The organism is Pseudomonas sp. LB3P25 (assembly GCF_054897985.1).
Genome location: NZ_CM142711.1, coordinates 2,206,692 through 2,221,665 on the forward strand (window position 1 = coordinate 2,206,692; position 14,974 = coordinate 2,221,665).

Below are 14,974 nucleotides of genomic sequence, written 5' to 3' on the forward strand. Positions count from 1 at the left end.
GTGGCGATGGCGGACGACTGATCCGCCGTGCTGCGCGCGTCCTGCACCGAGCGTTTGACCTCGGCGATGATCGGTTGCAGCTTGTCGAGGAAGCGGTTGAACCAGCCGGCCAATTGGCCGAGTTCGTCCTGCTTGTCGTAGGCCAGGCGGCGGGTCAGATCGCCTTCGCCGCTGGCAATGTCTTCGAGCATGTGCGCCACACCCAGGATCGGCCTGGTCACGCTGCGGGCCATCAGCCACACCAGCAACAGGCCAATCAACGCGGCCAGCACACCCAGGCCGAGTTCGACCAGGGTGCCGGCGGTGTTGCTGTCATCGAGTTGTTTTTTCAGCGCCTCGGCGGGGCCGACCAGGACTTTCTCCGGTACATCGAGTAACACGCCCCAGGACTTGCCACCGGGAATCGGCTGGAACGGCGACAGCACTTTGAGCTGTTGATTATTGTGCAGGCTTTCAGTCTTGTTGCTGGCGGCGAGCATGCGGATCAGCTCGGCACCGTTGGTTTTGTCCACGGTGTCCAGGCGCTGGCTGAGCTTGCTGGCGTCCGGGCTGTAGCCGGCCAGCAAACCGACCGGGCTGATGATGCTGACGTTGGTCTGGCCGTCATAGAGCTTCTTGCTCGCGACTTGGCTGACGGCTTGCAGGCTGTTGAGGTTGATGTCCACCGACAGCGAAGCGATGACCTTGCCGTTGACCAGCAGCGGGAAAACGATGCTGGTCATCAGCACGTTCTGGCCGTCGATCACGTAGAAATAGGGTTCGATCACGCAGGGCTTGAGGGTCGTGCGCGGGCAGGTGAACCAGGCATTGGCCGGTTCGCCGCTGGGGCCGGTGCTGGTATCGGCCATGTCGCTTTCGGGTAGCGCCATCGACGTCACCTTGCCAGGCACAGGTTGCGACCAGTACAGGGCAAAACGGCCCTTGTCGTTGCTGCCCAACTCGGCCTGACCTGTGAACAGATCGTCCTTGCCGTCCAGCGCGTTGGCTTCGAATACCAGCGAGAGGCCGAGCAGTTCCGGGTTGGCTTGCAGGGCCGACTTGACCTGACGTGTCAGGTCTTCACGCAAGTCAAAGGCATCGAGAAAGCGCTTCTCGGCCTGGTCGCGCAGGAACAGCACCTGGCGCGAAAAGCCGTGGCCATATTGATAGGCGTCCATGAACTGCTGGCGAATCCCCAGCGCCTGGTTTTCACCCTGGGATTCGATCCGGGCCTGGGCGGCTTCGGTGAGCATCTCCATGCTGGATGCTTTCACCAGCGCGGAGCTGTGCTCCATGCGATACAGCGAAAGACCCACCAGCAGGGTCACGATGCCGGCCAGGCACAACCCGGCCAGCAGGGTGATTTTCCATTGAATGGAAAGTTGTCTGAGCGACATGGAGACGTCCTTTATTCGATATTTATCTGAGACTTTGCACTGTAGCGGCCGCGATTCGGCTTTCTTTATGCCGCCATCCGAATAAGGCTCGCCGCTGATTTTGTGGCGATAGCGCTTACCTGTGGCGAGGGAGCTTGCTCCCGCTCGGCTGCGAAGCAGTCGCAAAACCTGCCGATGCGTTGTGGCTGACGGAATGCAGGGGTCGCTTCGCAACCCAACGGGACGATGCGGCGTTCCGACAAGCTCCCTCGCCACAGGTCATCATAAGTAGTTACACATCATCACCGGCCACGCGCTTTGACACCGGGCCGATGCTGCGGCACAGTGCGCGCCCTCTAATAAAACCCTCTCATTTAATCCGCTGGCGGCGCTTTGCAGACTGCCGGCCGGACGCTTTCCGTTTGCCTTGAGGTAACGATGATTAATGCTGTAATTGCCGCGGTCGGCGTCATGCTGATCCTCAGCCTGTCTCGCATGCACGTAGTAATCGCGCTGATCGTGGGCGCCCTGGTGGGTGGTTTGACCGGTGGCCTGGGCATCGAGGCGACATTAAAAGCCTTCAACAGCGGCCTCGGTGGCGGCGCGACGGTCGCGTTGTCCTACGCATTGCTCGGCGCTTTCGCCGTGGCCATTGCCAAGTCCGGCCTGGCGCATGCCCTGGCCGACAAAGCCTTGCTGATGGTCGACCGCCAGCACGCCAGCGGTGGCCGTCAGGTCAAATGGCTGTTGATCGGTTTGCTGTGGGTGGTAGCCATCGCTTCGCAGAACATTCTGCCGATACATATCGCCTTTATTCCGTTGCTGGTGCCGCCACTGTTATATGTACTGACCAAGCTGCAACTGGACCGCCGGTTGATTGCCTGTGTCATGACCTTCGGTTTGATTACGCCGTATATGGTGTTCCCGGTCGGTTTCGGCAATATCTTCCTGAACCAGATTCTGCTGGCCAACGTCAGCAAGAGCGGCGTGGACATCAGCCAGATCAACGTCATGCACGCCATGGCCATTCCGGCGATGGGCATGGTCTTAGGTCTGTTGGTGGCGGTGTTTTTCAGTTACCGCAAAAAACGCGTCTACGACCTGGAGAAGATCGAGCAGGTTGAGCAAGTCAGCATCGCGTACAACCCGATGACGCTGGGCATTGCCGGGCTGGCTATTGCGGTGGCGTTCATCATTCAGTTGCTGCTGGATTCGATGATCATCGGTGCGTTGGCAGGCTTTCTGATTTTCTCGGTGTCGGGGGTTGTGAAGTGGCGTGAAACCGACGACTTGTTCACCGAAGGCATGAAGATGATGGCGATGATCGGCTTCATCATGATCGCCGCCTCAGGCTTTGCCGAAGTGCTCAAGGCGACCGGCCAGGTGCGCACGCTGGTCGAGAGTGCGGCGGCGTGGATCGATCACAGTCGGTCCATTGGCGCATTGTTGATGCTGCTGGTGGGGTTGCTGGTCACCATCGGCATCGGTTCGTCGTTCTCCACCGTACCGATTCTGGCGGCGATCTTTGTGCCGTTGTGCGTGCAACTGGGGTTCAGCCCGATGGCCATTGTTTGCATCGTGGGCACCGCCGGTGCCTTGGGCGATACCGGCTCACCGGCGTCCGATTCGACCCTCGGCCCGACCTCGGGCCTGAACATCGACGGCCAGCACCACCACATCTGGGACACCGTGGTCCCGACCTTCTTGCACTACAACCTCCCGCTGCTGGCGTTCGGCTGGGTGGCGGCGATGGTTTTATAAACACCTTTCCCTTGTGGGAGCGAGCCTGTGTGGTGAGGGGATTTAGCGAAACGTCGCACCGCCCCGTTCGGCTGCGAAGCAGTCGTAAAGCTTTTGGGGCCGCTTCGCAGCCCAACGGGGATAAATCCCCTCGCCACACAAGCCGCTCCCACAAGTGCCGCATTCAACTTTTGACCTGGCGTGCCGTTATAGCCTTTAACCACGCCAATAAAATCAAAAGAGTGAACCGTCATGCGCATGAGCCTGAAGGCTAAAGTCCTGTCCCTTGCCGTCCTCCCGGTGTTGCTCTTTGCGCTGGTCATCAGCCTGACCACGTTGTTCATTCTGCAGGAGCAGGCCCGCAAGGAAGTCGAGGAAACTCGCCAGCGCCTGCTCAGCGATGCCAAGGCGACGCTGCAAAGCTACGTCGCCGTGGCCATGACCACGATCAAACCGCTCTACGACGCGGCTGCCCCCGGTGATGACGTGGCGCGGGCCCAAGTGGTGAAGTTGCTGTCGAGCATCACCTATGGCAAGGACGGCTACTTCTTCGGCTACGACTCCAACACCGTGCGCCTGTTCAAGGCCAGCAGCCCTGAAGGCGTGGGCCAGAGCTTCAAGGACAACCGCGATCCGAACGGCGTCTACGTCAACCGCGACCTGGTGAAAGTCGCCAAGGACGGCACCCACTACCTGCAATACAGCTCGCCATTGCCCGGCAACTCCCAAGTGCTGGTGCCAAAACTGGGCTACACCGAATACCTGCCGAAGTGGGACATGGCGGTCGGTACTTCGGTGAACCTGGACGGCATCGAAGCGCAAGTGGCACTGGTCGAAATCAAGGTCCAGGAGCGCATGCAAGGCGTGGTGCTGAGCATCGTCGGGATTGCCGCCGTGGTGCTGTTGGTGATTGCCGCCGCCGGGATGCTGCTGGCCAACACCATCCTGCGTCCGCTGAACCTGATGAAAGCCAACCTCGATGACATCGCGGCGGGCGAGGGTGACCTGACGCGTCGCCTGACCCTCACCAGCCAGGACGAACTCGGCGAACTGGCCGGCTCGTTCAACCGCTTCGTCGACAAGATCCACGGCCTGGTTCGCCAGATCACCGAAATGACCTCGCAACTGACCGGGCTGGTGAATCAGGTCTCCGACCAGGCCCAGCGTTCGGATCAGGCCATGGAACGTCAGCGTCACGAGACCGATCAGGTCGCCACGGCGATCAACCAAATGTCCGCCGCTGCTCAGGAAGTGGCGAAAAGTGCACAAAACGCCGCGGTGGCTGCCCAGCAGACCGACGAAGAAGGCCAGGCTGCCAAGCGCGTGGTAGCCGGCAGCATCGTGAAGATTCATGCGTTGGTGGACGACATTCGCAGCAGTGGCGTGTCTCTGGACAGTCTGCAAAAAGACGTGTCGTCGATTGTCAGCGTGCTTGGGGTGATTCGTTCGATTGCCGAGCAGACCAACCTGCTGGCACTCAACGCCGCCATTGAAGCCGCCCGTGCCGGTGAGGCCGGTCGTGGTTTTGCCGTGGTGGCCGACGAGGTTCGAGCGCTGGCCAGTCGTACGCAAATCAGCACCCAGGAAATCCAGGGCATGATCGATCGCTTGCAGGCCGGCACCCAATCGGCCGTGGAAGCGATGCGCCGCTCCAGCGAGGCCGGCGACGGCACGTCGGCTCAGGCCAACGAAGCGGGTGCATCGCTGGACACCATGGCCCAGCTGATCGGCACCATCAACTCGATGAACGCGCAGATCGCCAGCGCCGCCGAAGAGCAGACCGCCGTGGCCGAAGAGATCAACCGCAGCGTGCATCAGATCGCCGTGGCCGTGGACAGCGTTGCCGACGAAACCCAACTCGGCGCCCAGACCTCCCGCAGCCTCGCCGACCTCGGTCAGCGCTTGGGCAAACTGGTGGGCCAGTTCCGAATCTGAGCCGCGACGCATTCCTTGTAGCAGCTGGCGCAGCCTGCGTTCGGCTGCGAAGCAGTCGTGAAATCAGCAGTGCGGTGTATCAGGGAAACCGCGCGTGCAGGTTTTACGACTGCTTCGCAGCCGAACGCAGGCTGCGCCAGCTGCTACAGGGGGTTACGGTCTGTCCCAGTAGGGCACTGTTCCAAAGCACTCGACGTAGAAATCAATCACCGTCCGCACTTTCACCGACAACCGGCGGCTGCCGGGCCACAGCACCGCAATCTGCTGCGGCTCAAGGCTGTTGGACACCTGATACGCCCCCAGCACCGGCACCAGCGTGCCGTTGCGCACCGCCTCACCAATCAGCCACGACGGAAACATCACCAGCCCCAAGCCTTGTTCAGCGGCTTGAGTCAGGGTGTCTGCGTGGTTGCCGGTGATCGGCCCCTTCACCGACCAGGGCGTCCAGTCCTGCTGATCCTTGCGAAAAAACCAGCGTTGCTGACCAGTCACGCCTTTGTAGGCCAGGCACTGATGCGCGGCCAGTTCTTCGGGATGTTGCGGCGTGCCGTGGCGTTCTAAATAGGCCGGGCTCGCGGCGACTTGAAAACGATGGGGCGCCAGAATCCGCGCCTGCATGCTCGAATCGTGCAGCGGGCCGATGCGAAACAGCAGGTCGGCGCCTTCCTGCAGCGGGTCGACGTAGCTGTCGGTCTGCTGGATATCCAGTTGCAGTTTCGGGTAACGCTCGCAGAGTTGCCCCAGCCACGGCGTCAGGTGCCGCTGACCGAACACCACTGGCGCATTGATCCGCACCAGTCCGCTGGGTTCGCTTTGCTGTTCCTGCAAGGCTTGTTCGGCCTCTTCGAGTTGCACCAGCACCAGCCGCGCGTGATGACCGAGCATGCGCCCCGCTTCGGTGGGCGAGACGGCGCGGGTGTGGCGATACAGCAATTGCTGGTTCAGGGCTTGTTCCATCAGTTGGATCTGCCGGGAAATCGAAGACGGTGCCAGGCCTTCGCGGCGGGCGACTTCGGAAAAACTGCCATGGTCCAGCACCGCGACAAACAGCCGAAGTGCCTTGAATCCCAGTTCGTTGAGGCCATGCATGGCGAATCCTGCTATGCGAGTTGCGCAAAAGTGTTGTCAGGATGCTCCCATTTATCGCAAAGGACCGCCAGCCGATAATGCCCGCCACCACCATCCCTTGTAGGAGCAGAGCTTGCTCGCGAAGGCGGCGTGCCAGTCGACATCTTCGGCGTCTGACACACCGTCTTCGCGAGCAAGCTTTGCTCCTGCAGGGGGCCGTGTTTCATCTGATAACTGGCAGGTTTTCGTTATGCAGTCTTCTTCAATCGACATTGTTGAAACGCCAGCGACCAAGCCGGGGCTGCGGCTGTTGCTGCTGCCGCTGGTGATTCTGGCCGGCATGGGCCTGTCTGTGGAGGCCGGTTTGCTCGGGCCGCTCGGGGTTCAGGTCGGGCACTTGTGGGCGACCTTGAGCATCTTCGGTGTCGGCTCGGCGATTCTGTTTTTGCTGCTGCTGTTCAGCGGTCGGCAACAGGGGCCCGCTTTGAATGAACTGCCGCGCTGGCAGTTGATCGGCGGGTTCCTCGGGCCGATGTACGTGATCGTGCTGACCTTGGCCACGCCGCACATCGGCATTGCCATGACGATGATCGCGATCCTCTCCGGGCAGGTCGGCAAAAGCGTGTTGATCGACCATTTCGGCTGGTTCGGCGCTACCCGCAAAAAGGTCAACGGTGAACGTTGGCTGGCCTTGTTGCTGATTGTCGCGGCACTTGTTCTGGTCGCTCGGGGTTGATGATGAATCTGATTATTTTGTTGGCGGTGGTGGTGGCGGCCGGTGCGGTGTTGAGTGTCCAGGCGGCGATCAATGGGCGGTTGGGCGAAACGGTTGGCGTGTTGCGCAGCAGTTTGTTGACCTTCGTGGTCGGTGCCGTGACCACCGGGCTGCTGATTCTGTTTTTCGAGCCGGCACATGCCGTGAGCGTGCTGGACGTGCCGAAATGGCAGCTCAGCGGTGCACTGTTCGGGGTGGTGTACATGATGGTGATGGTTGGCGCGGTGCCGCGGGTCGGCACGGCGGTGGCGACGGTGGCGGTGATCGTTGGGCAACTGGGGATGGGGATGTTGATCGATAACTTTGGCTGGCTGGGCAACCCGGCGATCGAGTTGTCCAGCAGCCGGATGCTGGCGATGGTGTGTCTGGGGCTGGCGTTGGTGTTCATGTATCGCAGCAGTACGAGAAGCGAATAACACGCCGAACACTTGTAGCAGCTGCCGAGCCTGCGAGGCTGCGTCCGAGGACGACGTCCTCGTAAATCCTGTGCACTCGGTTAACCTGAAACTCCGTAGTGCCTGATTTTACGATCGCTGCGCGACCGGACGCAGCCTCGCAGGCTCGACAGCTGCTACAAGCTCCTACACTGGTGGTACGGGTCGCATTTGCCAGACCCGGACGACCACAACCAATGGAGTCAGACTCATGATCGACAGTGAAAGTATCTGCGACTGCCCCAAATGCTCCTGCAAACTGGGCGAACATCCGATCGCGCGCCACGGCAAGCACTATTGCTGTGAAGCCTGCGCCAAGCACCACGAACATGGCGAAGAATGTGCCAGCAAGGGCTGCAAGTGCGCCCAACGCTGACCACTCATCCAAAAAAAGGTGGAGCCTGATCGGGCTCCACTTTCATTTCAATTTGCCGGCCGCCACTTGACGTTTTCTACGCCGAACTTCTCCGCCATCGGCTTGCTGGTTTTTTGCACCCTCTCTCGGCCGAAGCGAGGGATCCGTCCCACCCCCGCATCGCAACTCGCCCAATGCCAGGCCTCCGCATTATCCATCTTGTCCAGGCGGATGATGAAAGACTTGGGCGCGCCATGAAGGGTGTATTCAATGACGAAAAGTTTTGCGTTGTTCATAAAGCCCGTATTCCTCCCTGTGGTAATACAAAGATCGTTGGGGATACGGAAAATTCAGTCGAATTGTCAGACGGATGCCGCCAGTGGCGACAAGGCCAGTGGCTCGTTACCATGCAATCTCTGAAACCCCCAATGATTGCTGCCCATGGCCCTTGCCGCCCCCCCAGACCTGAGTGACACCGATGTGCCCGTGCAACCGCTGGCGCGCACCTATCCGCGCGGCTTGTACATCGAACCGCATGAGCATGTGTGGGGGCAGTTGCTGTATGCGATGAGCGGGGTGATGTGGGTCGAGACGCCCCATGAAGCCTTGGTGGTGCCGCCGCAACGGGCGGTGTGGCTGCCGCCGGGTGTGCCCCACGGGATTCGCGTGGTTTCGGACTTGCAAATGCGCAATATCTACCTCCGGCCGTCGTTGGCGGCAACGCTTGATGACAGTGTTCAAGTGATCGAAGTCGGCGGACTGCTGCGTGAGCTGATCGTCGGGCTGGTGGAGCAGGGCGACGATGGCGCACCCGAGTATTACGAAGCGCTGGTCGGCCTGGCGCTACTGGAGCTTAGGCGAGCCAGGCGCTCGCTGCTGAAAATCCCCTTGCCGGATGATTCCGACCGGCGCCTGATGAGCCTGTGTCAGGCGGTCATGGCCGCGCCGTCGTTGGACATTACCTTCGAACAACACGCCGAAAACGCCGGTGCCAGCGTGCGTACCCTGGCGCGGCTGTTCAAGGACGGTTTGGGCATGGGCTTCGCCGAATGGCGGCGCCAGGTGCAACTGGCGACGGCGGTGGCGGAGTTGATCCAGGGTGTGCCGGTCAGTGCGATTGCCCGGGAGCTGGGTTATTCACCGAGCAGCTTCAGCGACATGTTCCGACGGGAATTGGGTGTGGCGCCTTCGCAGTTTTCGGCGAGCCAACGTCAGGCCGAGGCATAACAAAACTTGTAGCAGCTGCCGAAGGCTGCGTTCGGCTGCGCAGCAGTCGTAAAACCTGTGTGCACGGTATTACTGAAGCACCGCGTTGCCTGATTTCACGACTGCTGCGCAGCCGAACGCAGCCTTCGGCAGCTGCTACAAGTTGCCTTGCGTCCGGCATTAGCGCTTTGGCCGACATTCAGAAGCACTTGGCCGGTGCGCGTCGCTACCGATCTTTAGACTCTGGGCCTACCTTAATTAGCCACGGAGTCTGCCATGAGCTACCTCATCTCATTGGTCATCGGTCTGGGCGTCGGTCTGCTCTACGGCGCTCTGGATTTTCGTTCCCCCGCACCACCGGCCATCGCGCTGGTAGGGCTGCTCGGCATGTTGGCCGGTGAAAAGGTGTGGCCAATGGGCCGGCAGCTGGTGGCTGGCTGGATCTCCTGAACCGTTTATTCATTCGAGGGCAACGCTCATGAAAGCACTGCAATTCGACAAGACCGGTGACCTCTCGGCCCTGCGCTACGTTGAGGTTCCAACCCCCATCCCCGGCGCCGATGAAGTGCTGGTCCAGATCAAGGCTGCCGGTCTCAACCCCAGCGATGTGAAGAACGTGCTGGGGCGTTTTCCCTACACCACACTGCCGCGGATTCCAGGTCGCGATTTCGCCGGTGTGGTCGTTGAAGGCCCGCAGGCGCTGATTGGCCAGGAAGTCTGGGGCACCGGCCGTGAACTGGGCTTTTTTGCCGATGGCTCGCACGCGCAATTCGTCAAACTGCCGGCCAATGGCGTGGCACAAAAGCCGACCCATCTGAGTTTTGCCCAGGCGGCAAGCCTCGGCGTGCCGTACACCACGGCGTGGGATGCGTTGGAGCGCAGCCTGGTGACGGCTAGCACTCGCGTGTTGGTGATCGGCGGCGGGGCGGTTGGCAGTGCGGCGTTGGCGCTGGCCAAAGTGCGTGGCGCTCGAGTACTGGCAGCGGCGCGACGGCCCGAGCAGGTCAAGGATTTGCAGGCCCAGGGGTATCAGACGCTGCAACTGGATAAACCCGAGGACCTCGGCGCTCAGGTGAATGCCGTGTATGCCGGCGGTGCCGATGTGATTTTCGACACCACCGGTTTCTGGCTGCCGGCCTCGGTCCCGGCGCTCGCCGCGTTCGGTCGCATCGCGATCATCGCCGCGCCGGTGGACGGCCTGGTGCAATTGCCGGCCCTGGCGCTGTATCGCAAGGGCGGCTCGGTGGTGGGGATTAACTCGTTGCTGTACGGCGTCCAGGCGTGTGCGGCGATGCTTGAGCAGTTCGGCGCGTTCTTCGATCAGGGCTTGTTGCCGTTGCCGGAAGGGTTGTTTGAATCGCCGTTGGCGGAGGGATTGGAGCGGTATGCGGAGGTGAATCAGGGGGCTGGCGACAAGGTGATTTTGTTGCCATAAGCGGCATTGATGTTGGATGTTCTGGCCTCTTCGTCGGAACGCCGCCCGAAGCCGGCTCGCTCCCACAAGGATTGCGCTGAACCTGTGGGAGCGAACCTGCTCGCGAAGGGGGCCTCAAGCCTCAGGAACACCATTCTCCCACGCCGACCAGTGCTTCAAAATCTCCTGCACCAACGGATTCCCCGTCCGGTACAGGTTTTCCAGCGCCGGCACAAACCCACCTTGATCCGCATACTTGAGCAGGTTATCCACCTCACTCAGGCCCGGCGCCGGCCGATCAAAATCAGAACCCGCACGCACCACCGCCAGCCGCTGGACATCGACCAAACCTTCTCGACTCGCCCGCAGCAGCGCTTCATAGGTGGAGTTGTCTTCCTGCTGCGTCGTGCAGTACTCACCTTTGTTATCGGTCAGCAGTTGGGTCCAGACCTCGGCACGCTCACTCAACCGCGTCCCGGAAAACCAGGTATTGCCCGCTAGCGTGTCGCACCGCGTGACCACCGGCGGCTGATTGGCCGGGGCCGACGGATACTTCATCCGCCACGCGGCCGACTCCTTGCTCTCGCTCAATTGGACTGTGTGGCTGAGGGCAAAGGCCTTGGCCTGCAACTTCGGGTTGAGTTCGAAGACTTCAGTCTTGTAATCCAGCGGCGGTTTTTCGTTCGGGCCTTTGGTGTTGATGCCGATATAACCGGTCGGCCAGTCAGTCGGCGCGTCCCGGGAATCCAGCTCCCACTGGGTGCCGAATTCCACCAGATAATGTGCCCACGCGGTGGTGCCAATGGTCCCGTGTTTCGGGCTGATACCGGCAATCCCGGCGATCAGGAAGTAACTTTTGCGCAGGTCAAATTTAGACGACAGAGCCAGGGCCAGGGTCGATGCCGCGGCGTTGGTCTGGCCCATGCCGGTGACCGTCAGGCATACCTGCTGGCTGTTGCAGCGAACGGTCGGGTACTCGGCGGACAGCCCCGGCACCCGTACTTCCTGCTTGAGTTCCAGCCGATCGATCCAGTTTTGCGCCTCGGGGGCGAACATGGTGATCAGCATCACTTTCGGCTGGATCGGCGCTTGGGTCGCCCAAGCCGTTGAAGAGAGCAGGGCGGCACAGGCCAGGGAAAGACGCGTCATTGCATGCATAAAACCTCCTGATTCAAACAAGTCTTAAAACTGATAACCGACGCCGGCGTAATAACCCCAGCCGTCAGAACGGGCGCGGAAGTTACCGTCGCCGAAGTTCAACTCGCTGCCATCCTCCCAGTTGCCGCCGTTGTGGAAATAACGGCCGACCAGGGTGAAACGCAAGTGGGTGAACGAGTACAGCAATACGTTGGTGGCGACGGTGGCGTTGGCGGTGCGAGCCGAGTTGTCCTTGTGCAAATCCGAGCCGAAGTCGACGTTGGTGAACCCGATGTAGGTCAGCGACGCGCCGTTGCTGAAACTGCTGATCGGCACGATGTATTTGAGCTGGGCGCGATAGCCGTCCCACGAATATTCGTTGCTGGCGCCGTAGTTTTCCCACTGGTAGCGCCCATAGAAGTTGGCCGACAGGTTGACCCGCGAATGGGTGTCGATGTCGGTGCCCAATCCGCTGTACAGCGTATTGGCACGGTTGGCGCTGTTGCTGCCGTGGTCATAGATCCAGTCGAAGGCCACGTACCATTCCTTGAACGGCCCGATGGCCAGGCTGCGGCCGGAGAGGTAATCGATGGAGATTCGCGGTTCGTGCTCCATGAACACCGGCGAGCCGTGGTCCCACACGCCTTTGTCATGGCTGTTGCCGATGTCGAAAATTTTCGGGATGTCGATGTAGCCGTACAACTCGAACGGCCCCTTGCGCCCGAAGTACTCGTACTCCAGGTAGATATCGTCGGCCGGTTGCGGGCCGAAACTGATGTCTTTGCTGCCGATGACGGTCAGGTCCTGGTTGAACCAGTCCGACAGGTACGCGCCTTTTTTTGGTGGGCTGGCTTCGGGGCTGAGGGTCTCACCCTGGGCGGATTCTTCGGCGGGAGCGGGTTGCGCCAAAGCGTTGCTGCTGAGTAGTCCTGTAACGCTGGCCAGCAGTAAGGAAACAGCAAAGGTGCGCGAGCAAGTCACGCGGCTGGACGTGCGGTGCATTAAAAGTCCCTTTTCGTGCGGATCGTAGGCCCGGTTCTGCGGGCTTGCGCGGTTATGTAGCGAAAACGCTTGTATCAGCGACTCGCAAACGTTTGCACAAGAAATGCCAATTATCTCAACTCCATGAAAAGTCGACGAAATCAGGTTTTTTATTGTCGTTTCGGTCAAGTAAGTGGGTTCACGCTTTCTGTAGCAGCTGCCGAACGCAGCCTCGCAGGCTCGGCAGCTGTTACAGGGTGTGTGTTGCGCCTTACATTCACCGCCAATGCTAGACTCGCCCGCATTGTCTTCACGAGGTATGCCCCCCATGAGCGAACCGATTCGTCTGACCCAGTACAGCCACGGTGCCGGGTGTGGCTGCAAGATTTCTCCCCAGGTGCTGGAGGTGATTCTGGCCGGCAGCGGGGCGCAGAACCTTGACCCGAAACTCTGGGTCGGCAATGCCTCGCGCGATGACGCGGCGGTGTACGCCATCGATGAAGAACGCGGCGTGGTGTCGACCACCGACTTCTTTATGCCGATCGTCGACGACCCGTTCGATTTCGGCCGCATCGCTGCCACCAATGCCATCAGCGACATCTACGCCATGGGCGGTGATCCGTTGATGGCGATTGCGATCCTTGGCTGGCCGGTCAACGTACTGGCGCCGGAGATTGCCCGGGAAGTGATTCGCGGCGGGCGTTCGGTCTGCGATGAAGCCGGCATTCCGTTGGCCGGCGGACATTCCATCGACGCGCCGGAACCCATCTTCGGCCTCGCCGTGACCGGTTTGGTGGAAAAGCGCCACATGAAACGCAACGACACCGCCACCGCCGGTTGCCTGCTCTACCTCACCAAACCTCTGGGCATCGGCATCCTCACCACCGCCGAGAAGAAGGGCAAGTTGCGCCATGCCGACATCGGCCTGGCCCGCGACTGGATGTGCACCCTGAACAAACCCGGCAGCCGTTTTGGCAAACTCGAGTGCGTCACCGCGATGACCGACGTCACCGGTTTTGGCCTGCTGGGGCATTTGGTAGAAATGGCCGACGGCAGCAACGTGACCGCTCGCATCGAGTACGACCGCGTGCCGCGTCTGCCGGGTGTCGAGTACTACCTCGACCAAGGCTGCGTGCCGGGCGGGACGCTGCGCAACTTCGACAGTTACGCCAGCAAGCTTGGGCGTCTTCAGGAAATGCACAAACGTGTGCTCTGCGATCCGCAGACCAGCGGTGGCCTGCTGGTTGCGGTGACCCCCGAAGGCAACGAACACTTCCTCAAAGTGGCCGCCGAACTGGGCCTGAACCTCGAGCCGATCGGTGAACTGATCGAGCGACAGACGAACGCGGTTGAGGTGTTTTGATGTCTAGGGACTCCACCGATTACCGCGATATTTTCCTCAACGACCGGCCGATGATGGATGCCCGCGCGCCGGTCGAATTTCTCAAAGGCTCATTCCCCGGCGTGATCAACCTGCCGCTGATGAACGACCATGAGCGGCAACGGGTCGGCACGTGCTACAAACAGCACGGTCAGCAAGCGGCCATTACGTTGGGGCACCAGTTGGTGTCCGGCGAGATAAAAGCCGAGCGCATCCAGGCCTGGGCCGATTTTGCCCGGGCTCATCCTGATGGCTATCTGTATTGCTTTCGCGGTGGTTTGCGTTCGCAGATCGTCCAGCAATGGCTCAAGGACGAGGCGGGCATCGACTATCCGCGCGTCGGTGGCGGCTACAAGGCCATGCGCACCTTTTTGCTCGACACGCTCGATCAGGCGGTCGCCCAGTGTGATTTCATCTTGCTGGGCGGCATGACCGGCACCGGCAAGACCGAAGTGCTCACGCAGTTGCGCAACGGGCTGGACCTTGAAGGTCACGCCCATCATCGCGGCTCCAGTTTCGGTAAACGCGCCACCGGCCAACCTTCCAACATCGATTTTGAAAACCGCTTGGCGGTGGACGTACTGAAGAAGCGCGCCCACGGCATCGAGCAATTTGTACTGGAAGACGAGAGCCGCGCGATCGGCAGTTGTGCGCTGCCGTTGCCGCTGTATCAGGGCATGCAACAGTTTCCGATGGTCTGGCTGGAAGACAGTCTGGAAGGGCGGGTCGAGCGGATTTTGCGCGATTACGTGGTGGACTTATGCGCCGAGTTCATCGGCGTGCATGGCGATGAAGGCTTCGCACTGTTTTCCGAGCGCTTGCTGGAGAGCCTGAACAACGTGCAGAAACGTCTGGGCGGTGAGCGCCATCGGCGGATGCTGATGTTGATGGAAGACGCGTTGGCGGAGCAGGCGAGCAGCGGGGCGGTGGACTTGCACCGGGGCTGGATCGAAGGATTGCTTCGCGAGTATTACGACCCGATGTATGCGTTTCAGCGGGAGAAAAAGGGGTTGCGTATTGAGTTTGCCGGAGATCGGGCTGCCGTCCTTGAGTATCTGCGAGCGCGCGTTTCCCGGCGAGGATGATGTCGTATTTGCCGGCCCCTTCGCGAGCAGGCTCGCTCCCACACTGGATCTTCGTAGTACACAAAAATCTGTGTTCACTGAAGATCAAATGTGGGAGCGAGCCTGCTC

13 protein-coding genes and 3 pseudogenes are annotated in these 14,974 nt (G+C 60.6%); 11 read left to right on the forward strand and 5 right to left on the reverse strand.

Translation table 11 applies throughout. From position 1 onward, the window contains the following. Positions 1 to 86: 86 nt before the first annotated feature. Positions 87 to 1,376 (reverse strand): annotated as a pseudogene (locus ACYZTW_RS09845) (cache domain-containing protein); the annotation flags it as partial. 420 nt (positions 1,377 to 1,796) lie between these two features. Between ACYZTW_RS09845 and ACYZTW_RS09850 the strand changes: the two are divergent. The 3 genes and pseudogenes from ACYZTW_RS09850 to ACYZTW_RS09860 all read left to right on the forward strand — a co-directional run. Further along, positions 1,797 to 3,116 carry a Na+/H+ antiporter family protein gene (locus ACYZTW_RS09850; RefSeq protein WP_462005731.1) on the forward strand — a complete coding sequence of 440 codons (1,320 nt, stop codon included), beginning with the start codon at positions 1,797 to 1,799 and terminating at the stop codon, positions 3,114 to 3,116. Between the two features lie 237 nt (positions 3,117 to 3,353). Beyond that, positions 3,354 to 4,124, forward strand: a pseudogene (locus ACYZTW_RS09855) (cache domain-containing protein); the annotation flags it as partial. A 393-nt stretch (positions 4,125 to 4,517) separates the two neighbouring features. After that, positions 4,518 to 5,030 (forward strand): annotated as a pseudogene (locus ACYZTW_RS09860) (methyl-accepting chemotaxis protein); the annotation flags it as partial. 153 nt (positions 5,031 to 5,183) lie between these two features. Here the strand turns inward: ACYZTW_RS09860 and ACYZTW_RS09865 are convergent. Further along, on the reverse strand, positions 5,184 to 6,119 hold the full coding sequence (locus tag ACYZTW_RS09865; protein ID WP_462004698.1) for a LysR family transcriptional regulator: 936 nt from the start codon (positions 6,117 to 6,119) through the stop codon (positions 5,184 to 5,186). A gap of 229 nt (positions 6,120 to 6,348) precedes the next feature. Here ACYZTW_RS09865 and ACYZTW_RS09870 point away from each other — a divergent pair, with 229 nt between their 5' ends. The 3 genes from ACYZTW_RS09870 (at position 6,349) to ACYZTW_RS09880 (ending at position 7,683) form a co-directional block, all read left to right on the forward strand. Then, positions 6,349 to 6,834, forward strand: a complete 486-nt coding sequence (locus ACYZTW_RS09870; protein ID WP_462004699.1) for a DMT family transporter — start codon at positions 6,349 to 6,351, stop codon at positions 6,832 to 6,834. Continuing rightward, on the forward strand, positions 6,834 to 7,289 hold the full coding sequence (locus ACYZTW_RS09875; protein WP_462004700.1) for a DMT family transporter: 456 nt from the start codon (positions 6,834 to 6,836) through the stop codon (positions 7,287 to 7,289). Before ACYZTW_RS09870 ends, ACYZTW_RS09875 begins: the two co-directional genes overlap by 1 nt. 229 nt (positions 7,290 to 7,518) lie before the next feature. Beyond that, positions 7,519 to 7,683, forward strand: coding sequence for a metallothionein (locus tag ACYZTW_RS09880; protein WP_046049906.1), 165 nt, complete (start codon positions 7,519 to 7,521; stop codon positions 7,681 to 7,683). A gap of 47 nt (positions 7,684 to 7,730) precedes the next feature. Here ACYZTW_RS09880 and ACYZTW_RS09885 read toward each other — a convergent pair whose 3' ends face one another. Further along, positions 7,731 to 7,958: a DUF6555 family protein gene (locus ACYZTW_RS09885; RefSeq protein ID WP_150656427.1), complete on the reverse strand. Its 228-nt coding sequence runs from the start codon at positions 7,956 to 7,958 to the stop codon at positions 7,731 to 7,733. A 145-nt stretch (positions 7,959 to 8,103) separates the two neighbouring features. Between ACYZTW_RS09885 and ACYZTW_RS09890 the strand changes: the two genes are divergently transcribed. The 3 genes from ACYZTW_RS09890 (at position 8,104) to ACYZTW_RS09900 (ending at position 10,303) form a co-directional block, all read left to right on the forward strand. Further along, positions 8,104 to 8,889, forward strand: a complete 786-nt coding sequence (locus ACYZTW_RS09890) for an AraC family transcriptional regulator (protein WP_462004701.1) — start codon at positions 8,104 to 8,106, stop codon at positions 8,887 to 8,889. A 255-nt stretch (positions 8,890 to 9,144) separates the two neighbouring features. Beyond that, positions 9,145 to 9,318 (forward strand): DUF1427 family protein, encoded by a 174-nt coding sequence (locus ACYZTW_RS09895; protein ID WP_348134354.1) that lies wholly within the window; start codon positions 9,145 to 9,147, stop codon positions 9,316 to 9,318. A 28-nt stretch (positions 9,319 to 9,346) separates the two neighbouring features. Then, entirely contained in the window at positions 9,347 to 10,303 is a 957-nt protein-coding gene (locus ACYZTW_RS09900) for a quinone oxidoreductase family protein (RefSeq protein ID WP_462004702.1), read from the forward strand. 114 nt (positions 10,304 to 10,417) lie between these two features. On the opposite strand, the gene ACYZTW_RS09905 is transcribed toward ACYZTW_RS09900, so the two are convergent. Both ACYZTW_RS09905 and ACYZTW_RS09910 read right to left on the reverse strand, forming a co-directional pair. Next, positions 10,418 to 11,440, reverse strand: a complete 1,023-nt coding sequence (locus ACYZTW_RS09905) for a purine-nucleoside phosphorylase (RefSeq protein ID WP_462004703.1) — start codon at positions 11,438 to 11,440, stop codon at positions 10,418 to 10,420. 24 nt (positions 11,441 to 11,464) lie between these two features. After that, positions 11,465 to 12,421 carry a nucleoside-specific channel-forming protein Tsx gene (locus ACYZTW_RS09910; protein WP_462004704.1) on the reverse strand — a complete coding sequence of 319 codons (957 nt, stop codon included), beginning with the start codon at positions 12,419 to 12,421 and terminating at the stop codon, positions 11,465 to 11,467. Between the two features lie 307 nt (positions 12,422 to 12,728). On the opposite strand from ACYZTW_RS09910, the gene selD reads away from it, so the two are divergent. Further along, positions 12,729 to 13,763, forward strand: a complete 1,035-nt coding sequence (gene selD / locus ACYZTW_RS09915) for a selenide, water dikinase SelD (RefSeq protein WP_462004705.1) — start codon at positions 12,729 to 12,731, stop codon at positions 13,761 to 13,763. Further along, positions 13,763 to 14,866 (forward strand): tRNA 2-selenouridine(34) synthase MnmH, encoded by a 1,104-nt coding sequence (mnmH, locus tag ACYZTW_RS09920; protein ID WP_462004706.1) that lies wholly within the window; start codon positions 13,763 to 13,765, stop codon positions 14,864 to 14,866. The genes selD and mnmH overlap by 1 nt, the downstream gene beginning before the upstream one ends. The last annotated feature ends 108 nt before the right edge of the window (positions 14,867 to 14,974 follow it).